At 50.9% G+C, this 16,503-nt stretch carries 11 protein-coding genes; 1 reads left to right on the plus strand and 10 read right to left on the minus strand.

What is annotated here, in order from left to right; genetic code table 11:
* Positions 1-130 precede the first annotated feature (130 nt).
* The 4 genes from IJ22_RS27180 to IJ22_RS09590 all read right to left on the minus strand — a co-directional run bounded on the left by IJ22_RS27180 (position 131) and on the right by IJ22_RS09590 (position 10,524).
* Positions 131-565, minus strand: coding sequence for a YkoP family protein (locus IJ22_RS27180; protein WP_418007115.1), 435 nt, complete (start codon positions 563-565; stop codon positions 131-133).
* 271 nt (positions 566-836) lie between these two features.
* The gene (locus IJ22_RS09580; protein ID WP_062408650.1) at positions 837-1,064 is read right to left on the minus strand and encodes a hypothetical protein; all 228 of its coding nucleotides are present in this window, start codon (positions 1,062-1,064) and stop codon (positions 837-839) included.
* 43 nt (positions 1,065-1,107) lie between these two features.
* Positions 1,108-1,992, minus strand: coding sequence for a UTP--glucose-1-phosphate uridylyltransferase GalU (gene galU / locus IJ22_RS09585; RefSeq protein ID WP_054818392.1), 885 nt, complete (start codon positions 1,990-1,992; stop codon positions 1,108-1,110).
* Between the two features lie 120 nt (positions 1,993-2,112).
* Complete coding sequence (locus IJ22_RS09590) at positions 2,113-10,524, minus strand: glycoside hydrolase family 94 protein (RefSeq protein WP_062408651.1); 8,412 nt, start codon at positions 10,522-10,524, stop codon at positions 2,113-2,115.
* A 367-nt stretch (positions 10,525-10,891) separates the two neighbouring features.
* Between IJ22_RS09590 and IJ22_RS09595 the strand changes: the two genes are divergently transcribed.
* Positions 10,892-11,752 (plus strand): alpha/beta fold hydrolase, encoded by an 861-nt coding sequence (locus tag IJ22_RS09595; RefSeq protein ID WP_062408652.1) that lies wholly within the window; start codon positions 10,892-10,894, stop codon positions 11,750-11,752.
* Positions 11,753-11,754: 2 nt separating this feature from the next.
* On the opposite strand, the gene IJ22_RS09600 is transcribed toward IJ22_RS09595, so the two are convergent.
* From IJ22_RS09600 to IJ22_RS09625, 6 genes are all read right to left on the minus strand, one after another.
* Positions 11,755-12,504 (minus strand): sulfite exporter TauE/SafE family protein, encoded by a 750-nt coding sequence (locus IJ22_RS09600; protein WP_062408653.1) that lies wholly within the window; start codon positions 12,502-12,504, stop codon positions 11,755-11,757.
* 62 nt (positions 12,505-12,566) lie between these two features.
* Complete coding sequence (locus IJ22_RS09605) at positions 12,567-12,914, minus strand: XdhC family protein (protein WP_054818388.1); 348 nt, start codon at positions 12,912-12,914, stop codon at positions 12,567-12,569.
* Positions 12,914-14,170, minus strand: coding sequence for a TRAP transporter large permease (locus IJ22_RS09610; protein WP_054818387.1), 1,257 nt, complete (start codon positions 14,168-14,170; stop codon positions 12,914-12,916). The genes IJ22_RS09605 and IJ22_RS09610 overlap by 1 nt, the downstream gene beginning before the upstream one ends.
* Positions 14,160-14,660 carry a TRAP transporter small permease gene (locus IJ22_RS09615; protein WP_062408654.1) on the minus strand — a complete coding sequence of 167 codons (501 nt, stop codon included), beginning with the start codon at positions 14,658-14,660 and terminating at the stop codon, positions 14,160-14,162. Before IJ22_RS09615 ends, IJ22_RS09610 begins: the two co-directional genes overlap by 11 nt.
* A gap of 25 nt (positions 14,661-14,685) precedes the next feature.
* Positions 14,686-15,756: a TRAP transporter substrate-binding protein gene (locus IJ22_RS09620; protein ID WP_235594339.1), complete on the minus strand. Its 1,071-nt coding sequence runs from the start codon at positions 15,754-15,756 to the stop codon at positions 14,686-14,688.
* 18 nt (positions 15,757-15,774) lie between these two features.
* On the minus strand, positions 15,775-16,464 hold the full coding sequence (locus tag IJ22_RS09625) for an isochorismatase family protein (RefSeq protein WP_054818384.1): 690 nt from the start codon (positions 16,462-16,464) through the stop codon (positions 15,775-15,777).
* Between the last annotated feature and the right edge of the window lie 39 nt (positions 16,465-16,503).

The raw sequence follows: 16,503 nt of genomic DNA on the forward strand, positions 1-16,503 counted from the left end.
AAAGGTTATGAGGAAAAGTCTATTATGGGAAATAGAATTGCGCAACAATTCTGATTTCCACAATTCAAGTATAACCCACCATATTTTGTGATGCAATGTAAAATAAAACCTATATATAGTGCTTTTGGTTTCAGACGATCTTTTTGGGCTTATCATCAACTCCACATAATTTTTGTAAAAGCTGATCCTTTGACATAAACAAATAGATCGGCACATGCTTTTTCAAGTTTTTAAACGGCTGCGATACCGATAGCAAGCAAATAGGCATCAAACTCATCCATTTTAAACATCTATATGCTGTGGAGGATATCGGGAATGCTTCAAATCCTAATTTCTCACAGCCCCGATTTAACATCGTAATGCCGATTAGCCCCTTGATATCTTGGGATTTAGGATGGTTTTTAACATACAGGGCAAGATCGGGCAACGAACTATCAATAAACCTGTACAGAAATCTTGTCTTTTTGATTTCATTTCTTAAGGGAAGCATGTCTCTTAATAGAACGACATTATGTAAATGAATTTTTAGTAAGATATCCCCTTTTGAATCATCGTTCCGTCGGATAAAGTTAAACCCGTTTTATTTCCTGTATATTTCGCCGCAGCGAAAATCGGCCGGCAAATCCGCGTATGCCATAATGGCCCCAAATGCAATTGACACATTTATTAGGTTGTTTCGGTTTAAAAATCATACTGTACTCCTCTTTATATCTCATTGTACTGACTGGTTAATTATTCCACTTTAACCCGCTTCTTTTTGTTTTACAAAATTGAAAAAGGGGTATCCCCGTCACCTCGGTGAATTTTGGGACAGCCCCGTTTAACCTTACGACTTTTTAATACAACCACATATTCGCGGCTGCCCCGACCAGACCCAAGCCTATGGCCCACCATCCCAAATTGTTGGCTTGACTAAAGACGGTGATCAAACCAAGAATTATCGCAGCACAACCAAACAGAACCGGTGAAAAGAAAAAAGCGATAATTCCTGCGATAATCCCAATCCATCCCATCCATAAAGCCGATGAATCCGTGTTATCTCTTTCCTTTTCCTTGGCCACCATTTATTCCACCTCCTCTGTTTAGTATTTCTATGATGCATTAAAATTATTTACTTGCCGATCCCTTGGACCGCTCAAGCCAAAAATGATGCAATTTATCATGCAAATCTTCACACCGCAAAGCTAATGACAAAGTAGCTTTTATATATCCCCATTTGTCCCCGATATCATGGCGGTCTCCCTCCAGAAGACGCGCATGCATGCCCTGCTTGAGGCAGAGAATCTTGAGAGCGTCCGTCAACTGGATTTCACCGCCTCGTCCCGGTCCTGTTTCCTCCAAAATATCGAAAATCTCCGGTTGAATGATATACCTTCCGACGATGGCCAAATTCGATGGCGCTTTATCCGTATCGGGCTTTTCGACCAAATCCTCCAATTCATAGATATGGTTATCGATCGGCATGCCCGCAATCACGCCATACTTGGACACTTCTTCAGGCAAAACGGGCTGTACGCCCACCACCGTCTTCCCATGGGTCTCAAACTGTTCCATCATCTGCCGAAGCGCCGGTTTCGTAGGGTTATCGATAATATCGTCACCCAGAAGAATGGCGAATGGCTCATTTCCGACAAAATTGCGGGAGCATAAGACCGCATGCCCGAGTCCGCGCTGCTCTTTTTGCCGTATGAAATGGATATCCGCCATTTTCGCGATCTCCAGCACTTCTTCATATTGAGACCATTTCCCCTGTTCTTTAAGGAAATACTCCAACTCCACATTGTGGTCGAAGTGGTCTTCAATGGCGCGTTTGTTTCGTCCTGTCACAATCAGAATATCCTGAATCCCAGAAGCAATGGCCTCTTCCACGATATATTGAATTGCAGGCTTGTTAATCAAAGGCAGCATTTCTTTGGGCTGGGATTTGGTTGCGGGTAAAAATCGGGTGCCGAAGCCTGCAGCCGGAATAATCGCTTTACGTATTTTATACATGTGGAAACTCCCTCCAACCGATCATGATGACAAGCGTACAGATTACTGCGGCCGTCCGGCGTAAAGCTGCGGCTTGCCTTCTTCATCCGCCGACGACCGCCCCATTCTTATACCTTGGCACTACAACGTCACAACCACATGGTGGACTTGCCCATCGTCACATAATTCAACGTAGTAACCGTCTTTTGCATCGTGCTCCTTAAGGGACATTTCTTGACCGTCCATCTGTAAAGCAGTCACACCGCCGGATTTATGCAGCGGATTATTGACGGTAATGAGAAAGCGCGTCCTGCCGAACCGGTAATGAACGGAATACTCCGGCCATTCACTGGGAATGCACGGGCTGATGTACAGCCGCGTCCCCCGTCGGCGAAGTCCGAGAATCCATTCAATTCCCGCCTGATACATCCACCCCGCGGCGCCGGTGTACCAAGTCCAGCCTGCATGTCCTTTGTGCGGATTCGCCGTATAAACGTCTGCCGACATAACGTAGGGTTCACCGGCGTACCTCCGCACTTCGTTTGACGTGCGCGTGTGGTTTAGCGGATTTAACAGGTGAAACAGCTCAAACGCCTTGTCCCCTTTCCCAAGCTGGCACCAGGCGATAATGCTCCAAATGACACCATGCGTATACTGCGCCCCGTTCTCGCGAATTCCTGGCGGATAGCCCTGAATGTAACCGGGACTAGGCTGCGTACGGTCAAAAGGCGGTGTCAGGAGACGGGCGACGGAAAGCTCCCGATCCACAAGCTCACGATCGAATGACTGCATCGCCTGCAGAGCCTTGTTCCTTGGCGCGGCTCCTGAAATGACCGACCATGACTGGGCAATCGCATCGATTCGGCATTCTTGATTGTGGATAGAACCGAGCCATTGCCCGGCATCGGTGAAGGCGCGGCGATACCATTGTCCATCCCAGGCATGCTCGTCGAGTGAAGGAATGAGCCGATCCCTTACATCCCGGTAACGTTGCGACCGTTCTGCGTCACCTCGCTCCCTGCAAAGATCCGTGAACCGGCCGAGAATGTCATAGAGAAACCAACCGAGCCATACACTCTCGCCGCGGCCTTCCGCCCCAACAAAATTCATCCCGTCATTCCAATCTCCGATTCCGATCAGCGGAAGCCCATGTTCGCCAAAGCGCTGCAAGGCCCTGTCGATGGCCCGCAAGCAGTGATCGAACAGGGTTCCGCTTTGTTCTGAAACGCGTGTCGGCTCGTATCGTTCATGTTCCCCTTCCCGCAAAAGCTCACTGTGAAGAAACGGAACTGCCTCTTCAAACAGGCTGTCATCCCCCGTATGCTCCACGTATCGCGAAGCCGCATACGGCAGCCATAGTAAATCGTCGGAGAATAACGTACGGATGCCGCGCTCCGTTTCTTCATGCCACCAGTGCTGCACATCGCCCTCCTCATATTGATGCGCAGCGTGCAGCAAAATTTGTGCACGCGTAAGGTCGGGACGGGTGTGCAGAAGCGCCAATGAATCCTGCAGCTGATCGCGAAAGCCGTATGCGCCTCCCGCTTGATAAAAGGCGGATCTGGCCCACATTCTGCAGCCGAGCGTCTGATAAAGCAGCCATCCGTTCAGCAGGACATCCATCTCGGGGGATGGCGTAGATACCGAAATCTGGTCCAGCACATCATCCCAGAATTCCCCTACAAGCGCTAATGACTGCTCGCTGACACGCGCTTGACGGTAGGTTTGCGCCAATTTCATGGCGGCATCGCGCGACTGATCGCAACCGAGAAGTATGTAAACTGTCCGTTCGGCATCAGGCTCCAGCGTAAGCTTGGTCTGCACCGCGCCGCAGGTATCATAAAGAGCTCCCGTTGTCTTGGACAACCGCTCGCGGCTGAGTGAAGCGGGATTTTCGTATGTGCCGTTGCGCCCGAGAAATTCATTGCGGTCTGCCGTCCAGGACAGATCAGCCGGTTCGACTGGAGCAGACTGCTGAACCTCTGATGCTGTATCCGGGGACTCCTCCGACGCTTCAGGCAGCAGATACATACCCAAAAAGGCCGTAGCATCGCGAAACGATTCCTGATATGCATTGCGAGCCAGGAGCATTTGGGCCGATTCGTCCCATTCCGAAACGATGAAGGAGGCGTTCGCCTGACGTTGTACACCCAGCACCCATTCAGCGTAATAGGTGACGGAAAGGCATCTTTTTTCGGAAGTTTTGTTTTGCAGCCGCAATTTGATGATTTTGACAGGATCATGAAGCGGAACAAAAACGGTCATTTCCTGCATGATACCGTATCTCTCGTGATGAAACCGCGTGAATCCCCGACCGTGCGAAACCGTATAGGATTGGTCCGGATTTGCGGCAGACGAAGGAACAGACCATATTTCACCGCTTTCTTCATCCCGCAAATAACAAACTTCACCAGGCGGGTCGAGCACAGGATCATTGAACCACGGGGTCAATTTGCACTCCCGGCTGTTTCTCCACCAGGTGTAACCCGTGCCAAGCTCCGAAACAAGGCAGCCGAAGCGAGGATTGGCGATGACATTGATCCATGGCGCCGGCAAATGATTACCGTTCTTGATCACGATCCGATACTCCCGCCCATCGGGTGAAAACCCGCCCCAGCCATTAAAGAACATCAAATCGCGCACGTCTTCCGTCGGCGGGCTGCCGAACCGGTTTAACGGCACTGTCGCTGCGAACGGGGCCGGCCAGGCTTTATCCTGACGCGGCAGCTTGATTTGCGCCTTCAGACTCGGACCGCCCGCACGCAGGATAAGACGGGCTGCGGCCAGCAGCAGCGTCCTGTCCACATCCGGCAGCTGGTCGGCATTAATAATGAACACTCCCCCATTCCCTGCGTTATACCGGTCCATCCCGTGTTCTACCGCACTGCGCAGCGCTTTCTGCAAATCCTGCTGGTATCCGCCTGCCGATTCATTCAGAATGACCAGGTCAAAAAATAACCCCAAGCGGCGCAAATACTCGTGTCCGATCAGAAGTTTGGCAATAAATTTCATATTGGCCCGATTCTCGATCCGTACAAGGATCATCGGACGGTCCCCGGACACGCCATGCGCCCAGAGGCCGGACTGCCCTTTGGCATTCGCCATGATTCTGTCCTTCCGTTCCTTCCTCAGCGGAGAAGTATACAGCACCTGTCCGGCAAAGGTTTGGAAGGCCGCCGCCTCGGCGGCCGTAATGTGCAGATGCCTAAGCTCGATTTGACTGCGATTCCACGCGAGCAGAAATGTTCGTTCCACCGCCTGGTTCTCCAGGAACCGGCGGACGATGCCGACCGCTTCCTCCTTGGAATCGGCAATCCCGGTAACAGCGAACAATTGAACCTGTTCACCGGGCTCGATGCTTACCTGACGCCGCATGATAAAGGCAGGGTCCGCCACAGAGCCCACCGTACCGCGAAGGCGGGAACGGATCCCCTGCGGCTGGGAGATGGAATGTCCGCGGCCGATAAAGCTGGCCCGGTCTGTCTCATATTCCGCCGGTCCGAGCGTTCGTCCTTCCGCCATGAGGGAATGCGCCGCCCATACAGCCTTCTCACTTTCCTGTCGGGGTCTTCTTCGGGCGAGAAGGCACTCGGAATCGCCCGCATATTCTGTTTCTATAAATAATTTGCTGAAAGCGGGATGCGCATCATCAGCTATAGGGGGAGCCAAGGCCAGCTCCGTAAACGTTGTGACCTCTATGATCTTGGCCTCATTCCCCGTGTTGGTCAGCGTCAATCGGCGAATTTCCGCATTCCATTCGGGCGATACGCAGACTTCAAGACGGGTCTGCACGTCTCCGTCTGTACGCATGAAGGTGGCCCGGTCAAGCGAGAATTGTATGCGTTGTTCGGATGACGGAACACGGCACGGTTGAAATGCCGGAGACCACACCGCATCACGGGCGACGTCACGGATATAGATATAGCTCCCCCAATCGTCCAATACCGGATCCTCCCGCCACCGCGAGACGGCCAGACCTTCATATCGGCTGAACCCGCCGCCACTGCCCGTCACGACGGTCATATAGGTTCCGTTGGACAGAACACACACCTCCGGCGTACGCGTATCTGCCGAGAGGTATTCCCGCTGCGCATCATTCTGCACCGGCCTTGTTTCAGGCATATATTCACGTGCCATTGCAGGGTGTCTAATGATTTTGGGATGCGCGGGTATCCGCTCCTGCAGCAGCAGCTCCGCCGCCTGCACGCGCTTGTCGCGGTGAAACCGCTCGTACATTTTTACCGGCAGCAGTATGTTCGCAAGGGCAAGCAAACTCATCCCTTGATGATGGGCCATAAAGCTGCGGATGACCATGCATGTCTCATTATTCGGCATCCGTTCGGACGTGAAATCGATCGCCTCATAATAGCCATATTTGCCGCGCGCGCCAAGCTCCTCCATTTTACGCAAATCTTTAAGCCCTTGACGTTTCGCAAAAGGCAGCGCCAGAATGGCGGCATACGGCGCCACGACCAAATCCTGTTCCAGGCCCCGCTTGAAGCCGAGACCGGGAACGCCGAACGCCCTGTATTGATAGTTCATCTGGTAATCAAAAGCGTAATAGCCGGATTCGGAAATGCCGAAGGGGACACCCCTTTCGTGCGCATAATCGATTTGCCGCTCTACGACGGCGCGGTAGGTGCTATCCCAGATGGTGTTCCGATAGGTGCGCATCATCAGCCAGGGCATCAAATATTCGAACATGGTTCCGGACCAGGAGAGCAGCGCGGTGCGCTTCCCGACTTTGGTCATGGTCCGTCCGAGCGCGCGCCAATGAGCTACAGACACCTGACCGAGGGCAATGGCAATAAAGCTGGCCTGTCTTGCCTCTGATGCCATCAGGTCATACAGAATCTTATCGCGTTCTTGGAGCGCGGCATGATACCCCAATGTCAATAGTTTGGTCTTGTGATCGTAAAGCGGACGAAAGTCTGTCTTCTCAATCAACAGCGCCATGCGTGAGATCAGATGTTGTCCGCGTGCCGGCCAATCCTCTGCCGATGCTTTGCGTCCGGAACCGTCTTTATTCCCCCCGACTCCCGCGTCTGCCGTTTCCGTGGTCTTGTCCGTCAGTTTACCCTGCAGTGAAGGCACCAAATCCTCGGCGAATGCCACATGGAACGCTTCTTCCGCTTGACCTTGACCCTTGGTATTCGACTCCGGCTTTTCGTTGAATGTAAAGTCATTTTTGAGCCACTCGGCCAACCCCTCTTTGACTGTCATTAAATAGCCGGCGAAGTTACCGGAATCCACCGTCGATACGTACAGAGGAGGCAGTGGTTCTAGAGTAGTCGTGTCGTACCAGTTATAAAGATGGCCGTTCCATTTATTCATGCGCTCCACCGTATCGATCGTACGCTCCAACCGCTCAATCAGCCCGGGCGTATCGATAAATCCGAAATCCCGTGCGGCGAGCGTGCAGGCAAGATAAAGCCCGATATTGGTGGGCGAAGTTCGATGTGCAATGCCATTGGGCGGCTCCAACTGCACGTTATCAGGCGGCAGCCAATGGTCCTTTGCGGTAACGTAGTCCTCGAAGAAGGTCCAAATCTGTTTGGCCAACGCCTTCAGTTCTTCCTCTTCTCCCGGTTCGAGCGTCAGCTCGGCCTGTTGGACGGGACGGTCCAACCAGTGGACGACAAGAGGAGCGAATAACCATACAGCACAGAGCGTCAAGCCTGTCCACCGTACCGCTGGAGCGCCGCTCGCCGCCGCTGCCAACGCAAAGACAAGCACCAATGCATATCCCGGGTACATCCCTAAAAGCACAATATGCCGCTTTCCGCGGTTGCGGCGTTCAATTTCCGCAGAGCTGACCCATTCAAGCAAACGACGCTTTGAAACGAATAGCCGGAACAAAGTTCTGCCGATCGCGTCTAGCAGCAGAACGCTTTGAAACGGCAGAGTCAACAGGGTAACCAAAACTTGCAAAGCCGTGGCAAGCAGGCTCCGGGGACGCCGAATAGTATGCCGCATTGCCACGAGTTGGCGGATCAGCGGCAAAAACAATGTAGCAAACCCAAAAACAAACCAGCGTTCCGGTGATCCGGGAAGGACGCCCGTACCTAACAGCAGAAGAGCGAACAGCGCCGGCGGAAATAGACTGCGCCGCAGGTTATCGATCATATGCCAGCGGGTAAGAGCGGATAGATCGACCGGCAAGCTCTTTCCCCGCCGGTCGGACGTGCGGGGAAAGAGCCATAAAAGCAATTGCCAATCCCCTCGCACCCATCGGTGCAGTCTTCTTTGATACGCGCTGAACGCGGCAGGCTGGTCATCGATCAATTCAATGTCCGACAGCAAGCCTGCCCGCAAAAAGCCGCCCTCCAACAAATCATGGCTAAGGACCCGGTTTTCAGGAATACGTTCGCATAGCACCTGCGCAAATGCACTGACATCGAATATCCCTTTACCCGTGAAAATCCCCTGCCCTAATCCGTCCTGATACGGATCGGAAACCGCAAACGCATAAGGATCGATTCCCGGATCGCCTGACCATAAATAAGCCAAGCGCGAACGCAAGGACGATTCGTGACTAATGCCGATTCGCGGCTGCAGTACGCCGTATCCCTCGACCACCCGTGTCCGCGAACGGTTCAGCCGCGGCTGGTTATATGGCAGATGCAGGGTACCGATCATCCGGTGGGCGCTGCCGATCGGAAGCTGTGTATCCGCGTCGAGTGTAATGATATAACGGATGCCCGGAAGAACCGAGGCATCCCCGACTACGAAGTCGTAGGTCGTATCTGTTCGCCCTTTTAGCAGTTCGACGAACTCTACCAGTTTGCCCCGCTTGCGCTCCCAGCCCATCCATACGCCCTCAGACGGGTTCCACAATCTGCGACGTTGAAAAAGGTGAAACGTACTGCTTTCTTCCGTTTGGGAGTACGTGCGGTTCAAACTCTCAATACTTGCGCGGGCAGCTTCAAGAATGGCGGAATCCTGCGGAAGACTCTCGGCGTCGGCATCGGCAAAATCACCCAGAAGGGCGAAATGAAGATTTGGATCGCGGTTCGCCAGATAATGAAGCTCCAGCCGATCCGCCATTTCCCGCACTTGTTCGACGTTTGACCAGATCACCGGAATGACAACCATTGTAGTCGCCTCACTCGGAATTTCATGCGAGAAATCATAGCGAAGCAGCGGCCGCGGTTGCCTTGCGCACTCAATCATCCAGTGTGTTGCCGTTACGGCCCACTCACTCACGGGTATTGACAGCAAAAGCAAAACCGCCGCCCACCCGGTCAGCGTCAAGCTGAAGCCTCCTGCAATCCACAAAGCGAATCCGAGAAGTGCAACCAGGAACAGCCCTGTAAGAACGGTGAAATAAACGCCGGTAGCCCGTTGCAGCAGCCCTATATGCGACAAACGCCGGGGACTGCTGCATTGTTTCAGCGCGCGCTGGAGCTCTTTGACGCCGCTCGGTTCGAGCAGGTAATAAGCGATATACGCCGGACGAGGCATCACATCCGGACGAACCGCACTACCCGCGGCACTCTCCTTCTCCGCTATATGGGTGTTGGCTTGTTCTCGTTCCGCGCACGCCAGGTTATACTCTTGTGCCGCCAGCTCCACAGCCTGCTTGGCGATCAGATTCTCCGGCACATTAAAGCGGCGGGCCAGCCGCTCAACGCGTCCCCGCAGTACGCTGCGGCTTGAATCATCCAGCAATACATAGTCACCGGAGTTTTCTTGCCTCATGGTTTGTTCCACAAGGCAAATTTGCTCGAATGGTTCGTGCCAGTCGCAGCGTTCGATTTTTCTCAGACTGCTGATGGCATTGCCTATCGTCACTTGATATGCCGCCTGAAGCTGATACTCATAGGAGACGATACGATCCAGGCTGTCAGGACCGTTTTCCAAGTTGCACAACAGCCATTCACGTACGTGTGCCGAATCGTCCGTCCATTCACGCAGATGACTGACCAAATGGACGATCATCGGACCGGAGAGCGGCATCTCTTGGCCTGCTTGTTCAAGCGCAGCCTTAAGCGCATCGGGACTTACCTTCGACGGCTCCATTCGCTCCAGCAGCCTTTCGACGAGTGAACACACCTCATGCCGTTCGCGAATGAATTCCATCACTTCGGCCAATCGCCGGATCAAGGCAATTCTTGCGATAAGCGGGATCGCCCACGTTTCAGCAATGGTCAAAACGGATACTTCCTGATAAGAATTGATATAGGAAACAAAAGTGTCCATGTCCAGGTTTCCGTCCACGTGTTTCAGATAATCGGCGCAGATCGAAAGAATCCGTGGCTCGCCGGTCTTGCGTAGATGCGGCAAACGCCGCAAAAAGCTTCCGGTGAGCTGGCTTTTAATGACTAACCCCTGTTCCTCAATGAACTCCGCGTGATCAAGGAACCATTCTTCCGCCGGCTGCGAACAACTTGCGCGACGTCCATGCATGGAGCGTATGAACGCAGTCAAATTTTCCATATCCGTAGTAAAATTCCGCCATATGCGCATCGCTAGGCGCCGCGTGATGTATGGTTCATGGGTTAGCGCAAGTTCATGAGCTTTTTGTCGGAGTTGTTCCGTATGTAGATTCATACATCCTCCCAAAGAAAGTCAGAAATTAATGTTAAAGAAGTCATGTCTATAAGATCTGTTGACTCCGTAACGGTTAAGTTATAACAGTTAAAACATTCCCATTTATGCTGCAAATTATAAATTTCGCTTCGGAAGGATGTATATTTGGTATGTGTTGCCCTCTTCAATCCGGTCAATAATAAAACCTCCGGCACCATTATTTAAAAGTGGTTCCGGAGGTTCTTCATTCATTTCGGGGACAGCGTTTTACGCAAGCTTACCCTCATCATCACAGGAATCTGTCCTGCGTATCGGATGCGGGAAAATCGCGCATATTAAGTTGGAAAACGAGTTGTGCATATTCGAAGGAATCGAGGAGTAGTATCCCATGTCTAAACATATAGCTGATCATCTGTATGTTTCAAACATTCGGCAGCATGCCTTATATTGCCGTATCTGGATACCTGTTAACGCTAAAGCACTTATTATTTTTCTGCATGGGGCGGGACAGCACTCGGGACATTACTCCTGTATCGGCACGGAGTGTTTAAACCGGCGGGTCGCTCTCGCCGCGCCAGACCTGCGGGGTTTCGGACGTTCGGGGGGAAGACGGGGGCACATTCTTCGATTCCAGGAATATTTGGATGATCTGGAAGAACTGGTCTCCCGCTTGCAGAAGCAGTATTCGGGATTGCCGATCTATCTGTTCGGCCATAGTATGGGTGGTCTCATCGCCATACGTTATGTTCAACGATTTCCCGGCAACATAGCCGGCGTTCTGTTGTCTTCCCCGGCCCTGGGAATTTATCCGCCTCCGTTCATCATCAGAAAATGCATTGAATTTTTTTCGGTCGTCGCTCCAACCCTGCCTCTTGACCTGATCAGGTGGAACGAAATCTTAAGAAGACTCAAATGCTTCCGGGCGAGTTTGCCCGATTGGACCTCCGACGCCATAAAAGAAGAACAGCTGCCGACCATCTGTTATACTCCGCGCTGGTGTACGGAAATGATGCATCACGGTAAAATGGCTATAACGGAAATCCAGAATTTTCATTTCCCGGCATTATGTCTGTACGATGTATACGATCCGGTAGTCAACGTCAAGCTTATTGAACATTTTTTTGAAATCATGCCCTCAAAAGATAAGACAAGTATCGTCTACCAGGACGGCGAGCATCAGCCTCTGCAAGGCAGCCGACAAAAAGAAGCGCTGGAGCAAATTTTTCAATGGTTAACTCCCCGTCTATAACCTCATAACATGGTTTGAATCGACTTGAATAATAAAGCCGACGCACTTAATGTCATCATGATCAGCACGGAATAACGAAACACTTGATCGGAGATTTTCTTTTGCAATGCAAAGGCTGCCGCAAGCGCCAACAGGGCCGGGACGATCGCCCCTATCGAATAATAAATGACCGGGCCATGGTAAAGCCCCAGTTTATAAACGGTCATAAGCTGTATAACATCAATCGTCACAAAAAAACTGTTGATCATAAACAAAAATTCGTCCCGGCTCATCTTCATCTGCAGCATATACATGCTGATGATCGGACCGCTGGCACCGGCGGCGCCCTGGGCGGTCCCAGCGATGAACCCTACCGTCGCATCCAGCCGTCTCCTCTGCTTGATCGCGGGAAAAACGGCGAAAAAAGAGGTGCCGACAAAAAGAAGAATGATGACACCCAGAACTGCCGACAGAATGGACGGATGGATGCGAACCAACGCATAGGAACCGACTGCGATGCCGCACATTCCAAACATCATCAAGGAAGCGGCGTTTTTGATCAAGCCCCAATTTTTCGGTGTTCTGATCAACATGATTATATCCGTTAGAAGTGTAGGCACGATGGTAATCGCAATGGCGGTTTGCAGATCAAACAAGAGCGTCAAAACCGGCGTGGCCACAACAGGAAGTCCCATGCCGCTGATGCCTTTGGCGAATCCTGCAACCAGCAGGGCCAACACCGCGATAAAAATTGCAATCGCTGATATCGTCAAAAAAATCACCCGGTTTTAGGCCGTATTTTTTCATTGCAGCTCAGGTGCTTCATGATATAACACTATATTCCACAGATAGGTCTCATGCTTGCGCCGGCGGCAGTCCCCGGATTCCTCCGCTCCTCCGATGCCGCTAACCGGTTATCGTGAATGGCTCCCGGCTTATCACGCAAAAATTGAGGAGAGCGCCGGTTTCTGACGGCCAATAATTCCGCCGCTATGCTGACCGCGACTTCTTCTGCCGTTTCTGCACCGAAATCCAAACCGATAGGACTGTATATGACATCACGTAAGGATTCTAATCGTGTTGAATCGATCTTTACGATTTCATGCAGGATGCGTTCGGTTCTGCTTTTGGGTCCAAGAAACCCGATGTAGGATACCTGTTGAGAACAATACAGGCGAGCCATTATTTCATTAAATCCGGAAGCCACATATATAATTGCGGGATATAACTGATAATCGCCAAAGACAATAAATACCAGACCCAGAACGGCTTCAAGCTGGCAACCACTTCGGCCATAGACTTTTTAAACACGCCCTGACTGACGAATAAATTCAAGCCGAACGGCGGTGTGAACATGCCAATGGCAAGATTGACGGTCATAATCAGCCCCATTTGAATCAGATCAATCCCCAAAGCATTACAGATGGGTACCAATAATGGGGTAATGACCAGAACAGCCGAGGTCGGATCAAAAAACATCCCGACAAGCAGCAAAAATAAATTGATAATTAATATAAACACAACCGGTGACAAATCCGACGTCAAAGCCGTCAGTTTTTGCGGCACTTGAGCAAAGGTCAGGGCTTGCGAAAACACGGTGCTTGAGGCGATGATAATAAAAATTTGTGTATTCAGCATCATTGCATCTTTTATCGCGCCGAAAAATGTACGCAGCCCCATTTCCCTGTAGATAAAAATGGCTACAACCGTGGCATAAACAGCGGCTACGGACGCGGCTTCCGTCGGCGTGAACAGTCCCCCGTAGATACCGCCCAAAATCACTGCGGGCAAAATAAGGATCCAAAAAGCATTTTTGGTTCTCAGCATAAATTCTTTAAAAGAAAACCGCTCTGCCGTCTCCACCTTGTTCGAGCGCCAGATAATATAAAACGAAATCAGGCCTCCAATCAGTAAAGCCGGGACGATCCCCGTCAAGAAGAGGGCTCCTGTCGATATGGAAGCTGTGGCGCCATACAAAATCATCGTAATACTTGGCGGCATAACGACCGCGAGAGCCCCGCAGGAAGTCAAGAGTCCGAGTGCAAAGGATTCTCCTGACGCTTTTGAGATTTCCGGATACAGAATTTTACCGACCGTTGCTGTTGATGCAGCGGACGAGCCGGATATCGTAGCGAAAAATTCACTTGCCAATACCCCTGTTAACGGCGCACCGCCACGATACCTGCTGACCAGGTAGAATAACCAATTGACCATGCGCTTGGCCATGGAGCTGGTCTCCATTAATGCGCCCGCCAACAGGAAAAAAGGTACAGCCGCCAGCGTAAATTTAAACACACTATCGAATAAAACCAATACAATGGAAGACATGTCCATGTTCATTTCAAACACAAGGATATAGATCCCTGTGGTCAGCAAAGAAATATAAATCGGGAATCCCAGCGCCAAAAACACAATAAAAAGAATCGCACTAATGATCATGGGGGCCACCGTCTTCATCCGACATAAAGAGCTGTACAAGTTTGGTCAATGCTGTTAAAGCAAATCCGACAAATATAATCCCGAATAGTAAATATAAAGGAATGCCTAAAGATGCCGTTTTATTGCCTACATCCATGTTTCTTTGCACGACTTCCCAAGAAGCCGCCGTGAGGCAAATCGATACGGCCAATATTAAGAGATGATGCGATTTACGGATCCAAAACTTAACTTTCTTCGGGAATAAGTCGAAAACAACGGACACATTCAACTGCTTGTTGGTCCATTCCACATAGGCTAACGGCAAAAAAACGAGGAGCACCAGCAGAATGCTGTCCATCTCTTCCGTGCCGATCCAAGGTTTATTCAATGCTTTACGCATGACCACATTGACAAAGGTGAGAAAAGTCCCTATTAAAAAGCATACGGCAATTACGGTTAGAACGACCTTCCAAGCTTGCTCCGTCACACTCTTCAGCCCACTATTTTTCAAGGATAACTCCCCCGATACTTAACGATTAGTTCGTTTTGAATTGTGCCTGGATTTTGGAGATAATTTCTTTCGATCCCGGAACTCTGGCTTCAAACTTAGAGATGATCGGCTTGGAAGCTTCCACCAATTGCTGATGGAATTCGGCGCCGGGCTCGATCACTGTCACGCCCTCTTTTTTCATTTCCTCGATCGACTGGAGATCTCTCTCTTTGGCATATTGATGGGCCTCATCCGTAATTTCCACGGCAGCCTCTTTAACCGCCTTCTGCAAATGCTCAGGCAGGGAGTTTAACCAATTCGTGTTGGCCATAAATATGGAGATCTCCGCGCCTTTAGGCTCCATCAATAAATATTTAGCGCTTTCATAATATTTTCCAGAATGAAAAAAGCTTGCGGCGCTTTCCAAACCGTCAATAGTCCCCTGCTGCAGTGCCGTGAACAGCTCGGGCACGCCCATGGCTACTCCTGCGCCGCCCCAGGCGTTAATCTGATCTACCAATACAGGCGCACCCATAACGCGAATCTTTTTGCCTTTCAGGTCTTCCATTTTTTCGACCTTGTCTTTAAGCAGAATCGTACGAGGGCCGTATTCGTAATAACGCAGAGCCGTGATGCCTTGCTTATCCAAGCTTGCTTCAAACAGCTTTCCGCCTTCCCCATTCAGAAACTCCGTCGCTTTCTGTACATCTGGCCATAAATAAGGAATGTCAACGATCGTCATCAGCTCATTAAACCCGCCTAAGAACGCCGTAGGCTGCACCATACCTTGTATGGAGCCCTGCGTAAGCATTTGAAGCATCTGGTCGTTGCTTCCCAACTGGCTGGCCGGATAGAGCTCCACTTTCAATTGACCGTTGCTTTTCGCTTCGGCAGCTTTTTTAAACAGTTCCATTTCATGAGTTTGCGGATCGTTCGTTGTAGCCGTGGCAAATCTCATCGTGTAGGTTTTGCCGTCCGTCTTGGATACGTCGGACCCTTGCTTGGCTGCCGGTTCTCCATCGCTGCCGACTGACGCTGCAGGCGCAGAAGATCCGCAGGCGCTAACGAGCATCACAGACATCAACCATAACAGGACCAAACCGTGCTTTACTTTCATTTTCACTGGAAACACCCCTTATAAATATGTATTTAGCTTTGCCGATACCTCAGCGGCCGGCATGACGTCCGCATACTTCATATCCAGATCCAGCAAAGTGGCCTTATGCGAAACCGATATTCGGTCTTTTACGCATTCTTCAGGAATAATCACATGGTAATTATATGAAGCGGCATCAACGACGGTGGCCCGCACACAGCCTGCGGTAACGAATCCCGTAACAATTAAGGTATCGATGCCCAATGAACGGAGAATCGTCTCGAACGGAGTAGCAAAGAAAACGCTTGCATATAACTTGTCAATGACGATTTCATGATCCAAAGGCTTCAGCGGTGCTACGATTTCGTTTCCGCTTTCATTCCGGTGAAGGCGCTGCGTTCCTTCCTTCTTCATCTTCCTTCTGAAGGAATCATATACGGCGTCTTTTTCCGCTGTAATCCACCGGGAATGGATCACCGGAATCCCCTTCTGTCTGGCCAGCTTCAGCAAGACTTCTGTCTTGTCCACCGCATCCCATGCTTCCTCGCCGATACTGGAAGGATACTTGGCAATGGATTGCTCAATGGGAAGACGTTCACCGACAAAATGAACCTGCGCATCGATAATTACCAAAGCCGGAGTCTTGCCAAAACCGCGCCTTCCTCCAAAAATGCTGTTCTTTACAACCCAGGCGTCTCTCTCGTTTAAAATATCATCCCATGATGACATACGGCTTCCCCTCCCCACAATGATTAACTCATAACCAAC

This window comes from Paenibacillus naphthalenovorans, from assembly GCF_001465255.1.
GTDB classification, from domain to species: Bacteria; Bacillota; Bacilli; order Paenibacillales; family NBRC-103111; genus Paenibacillus_G; species Paenibacillus_G naphthalenovorans.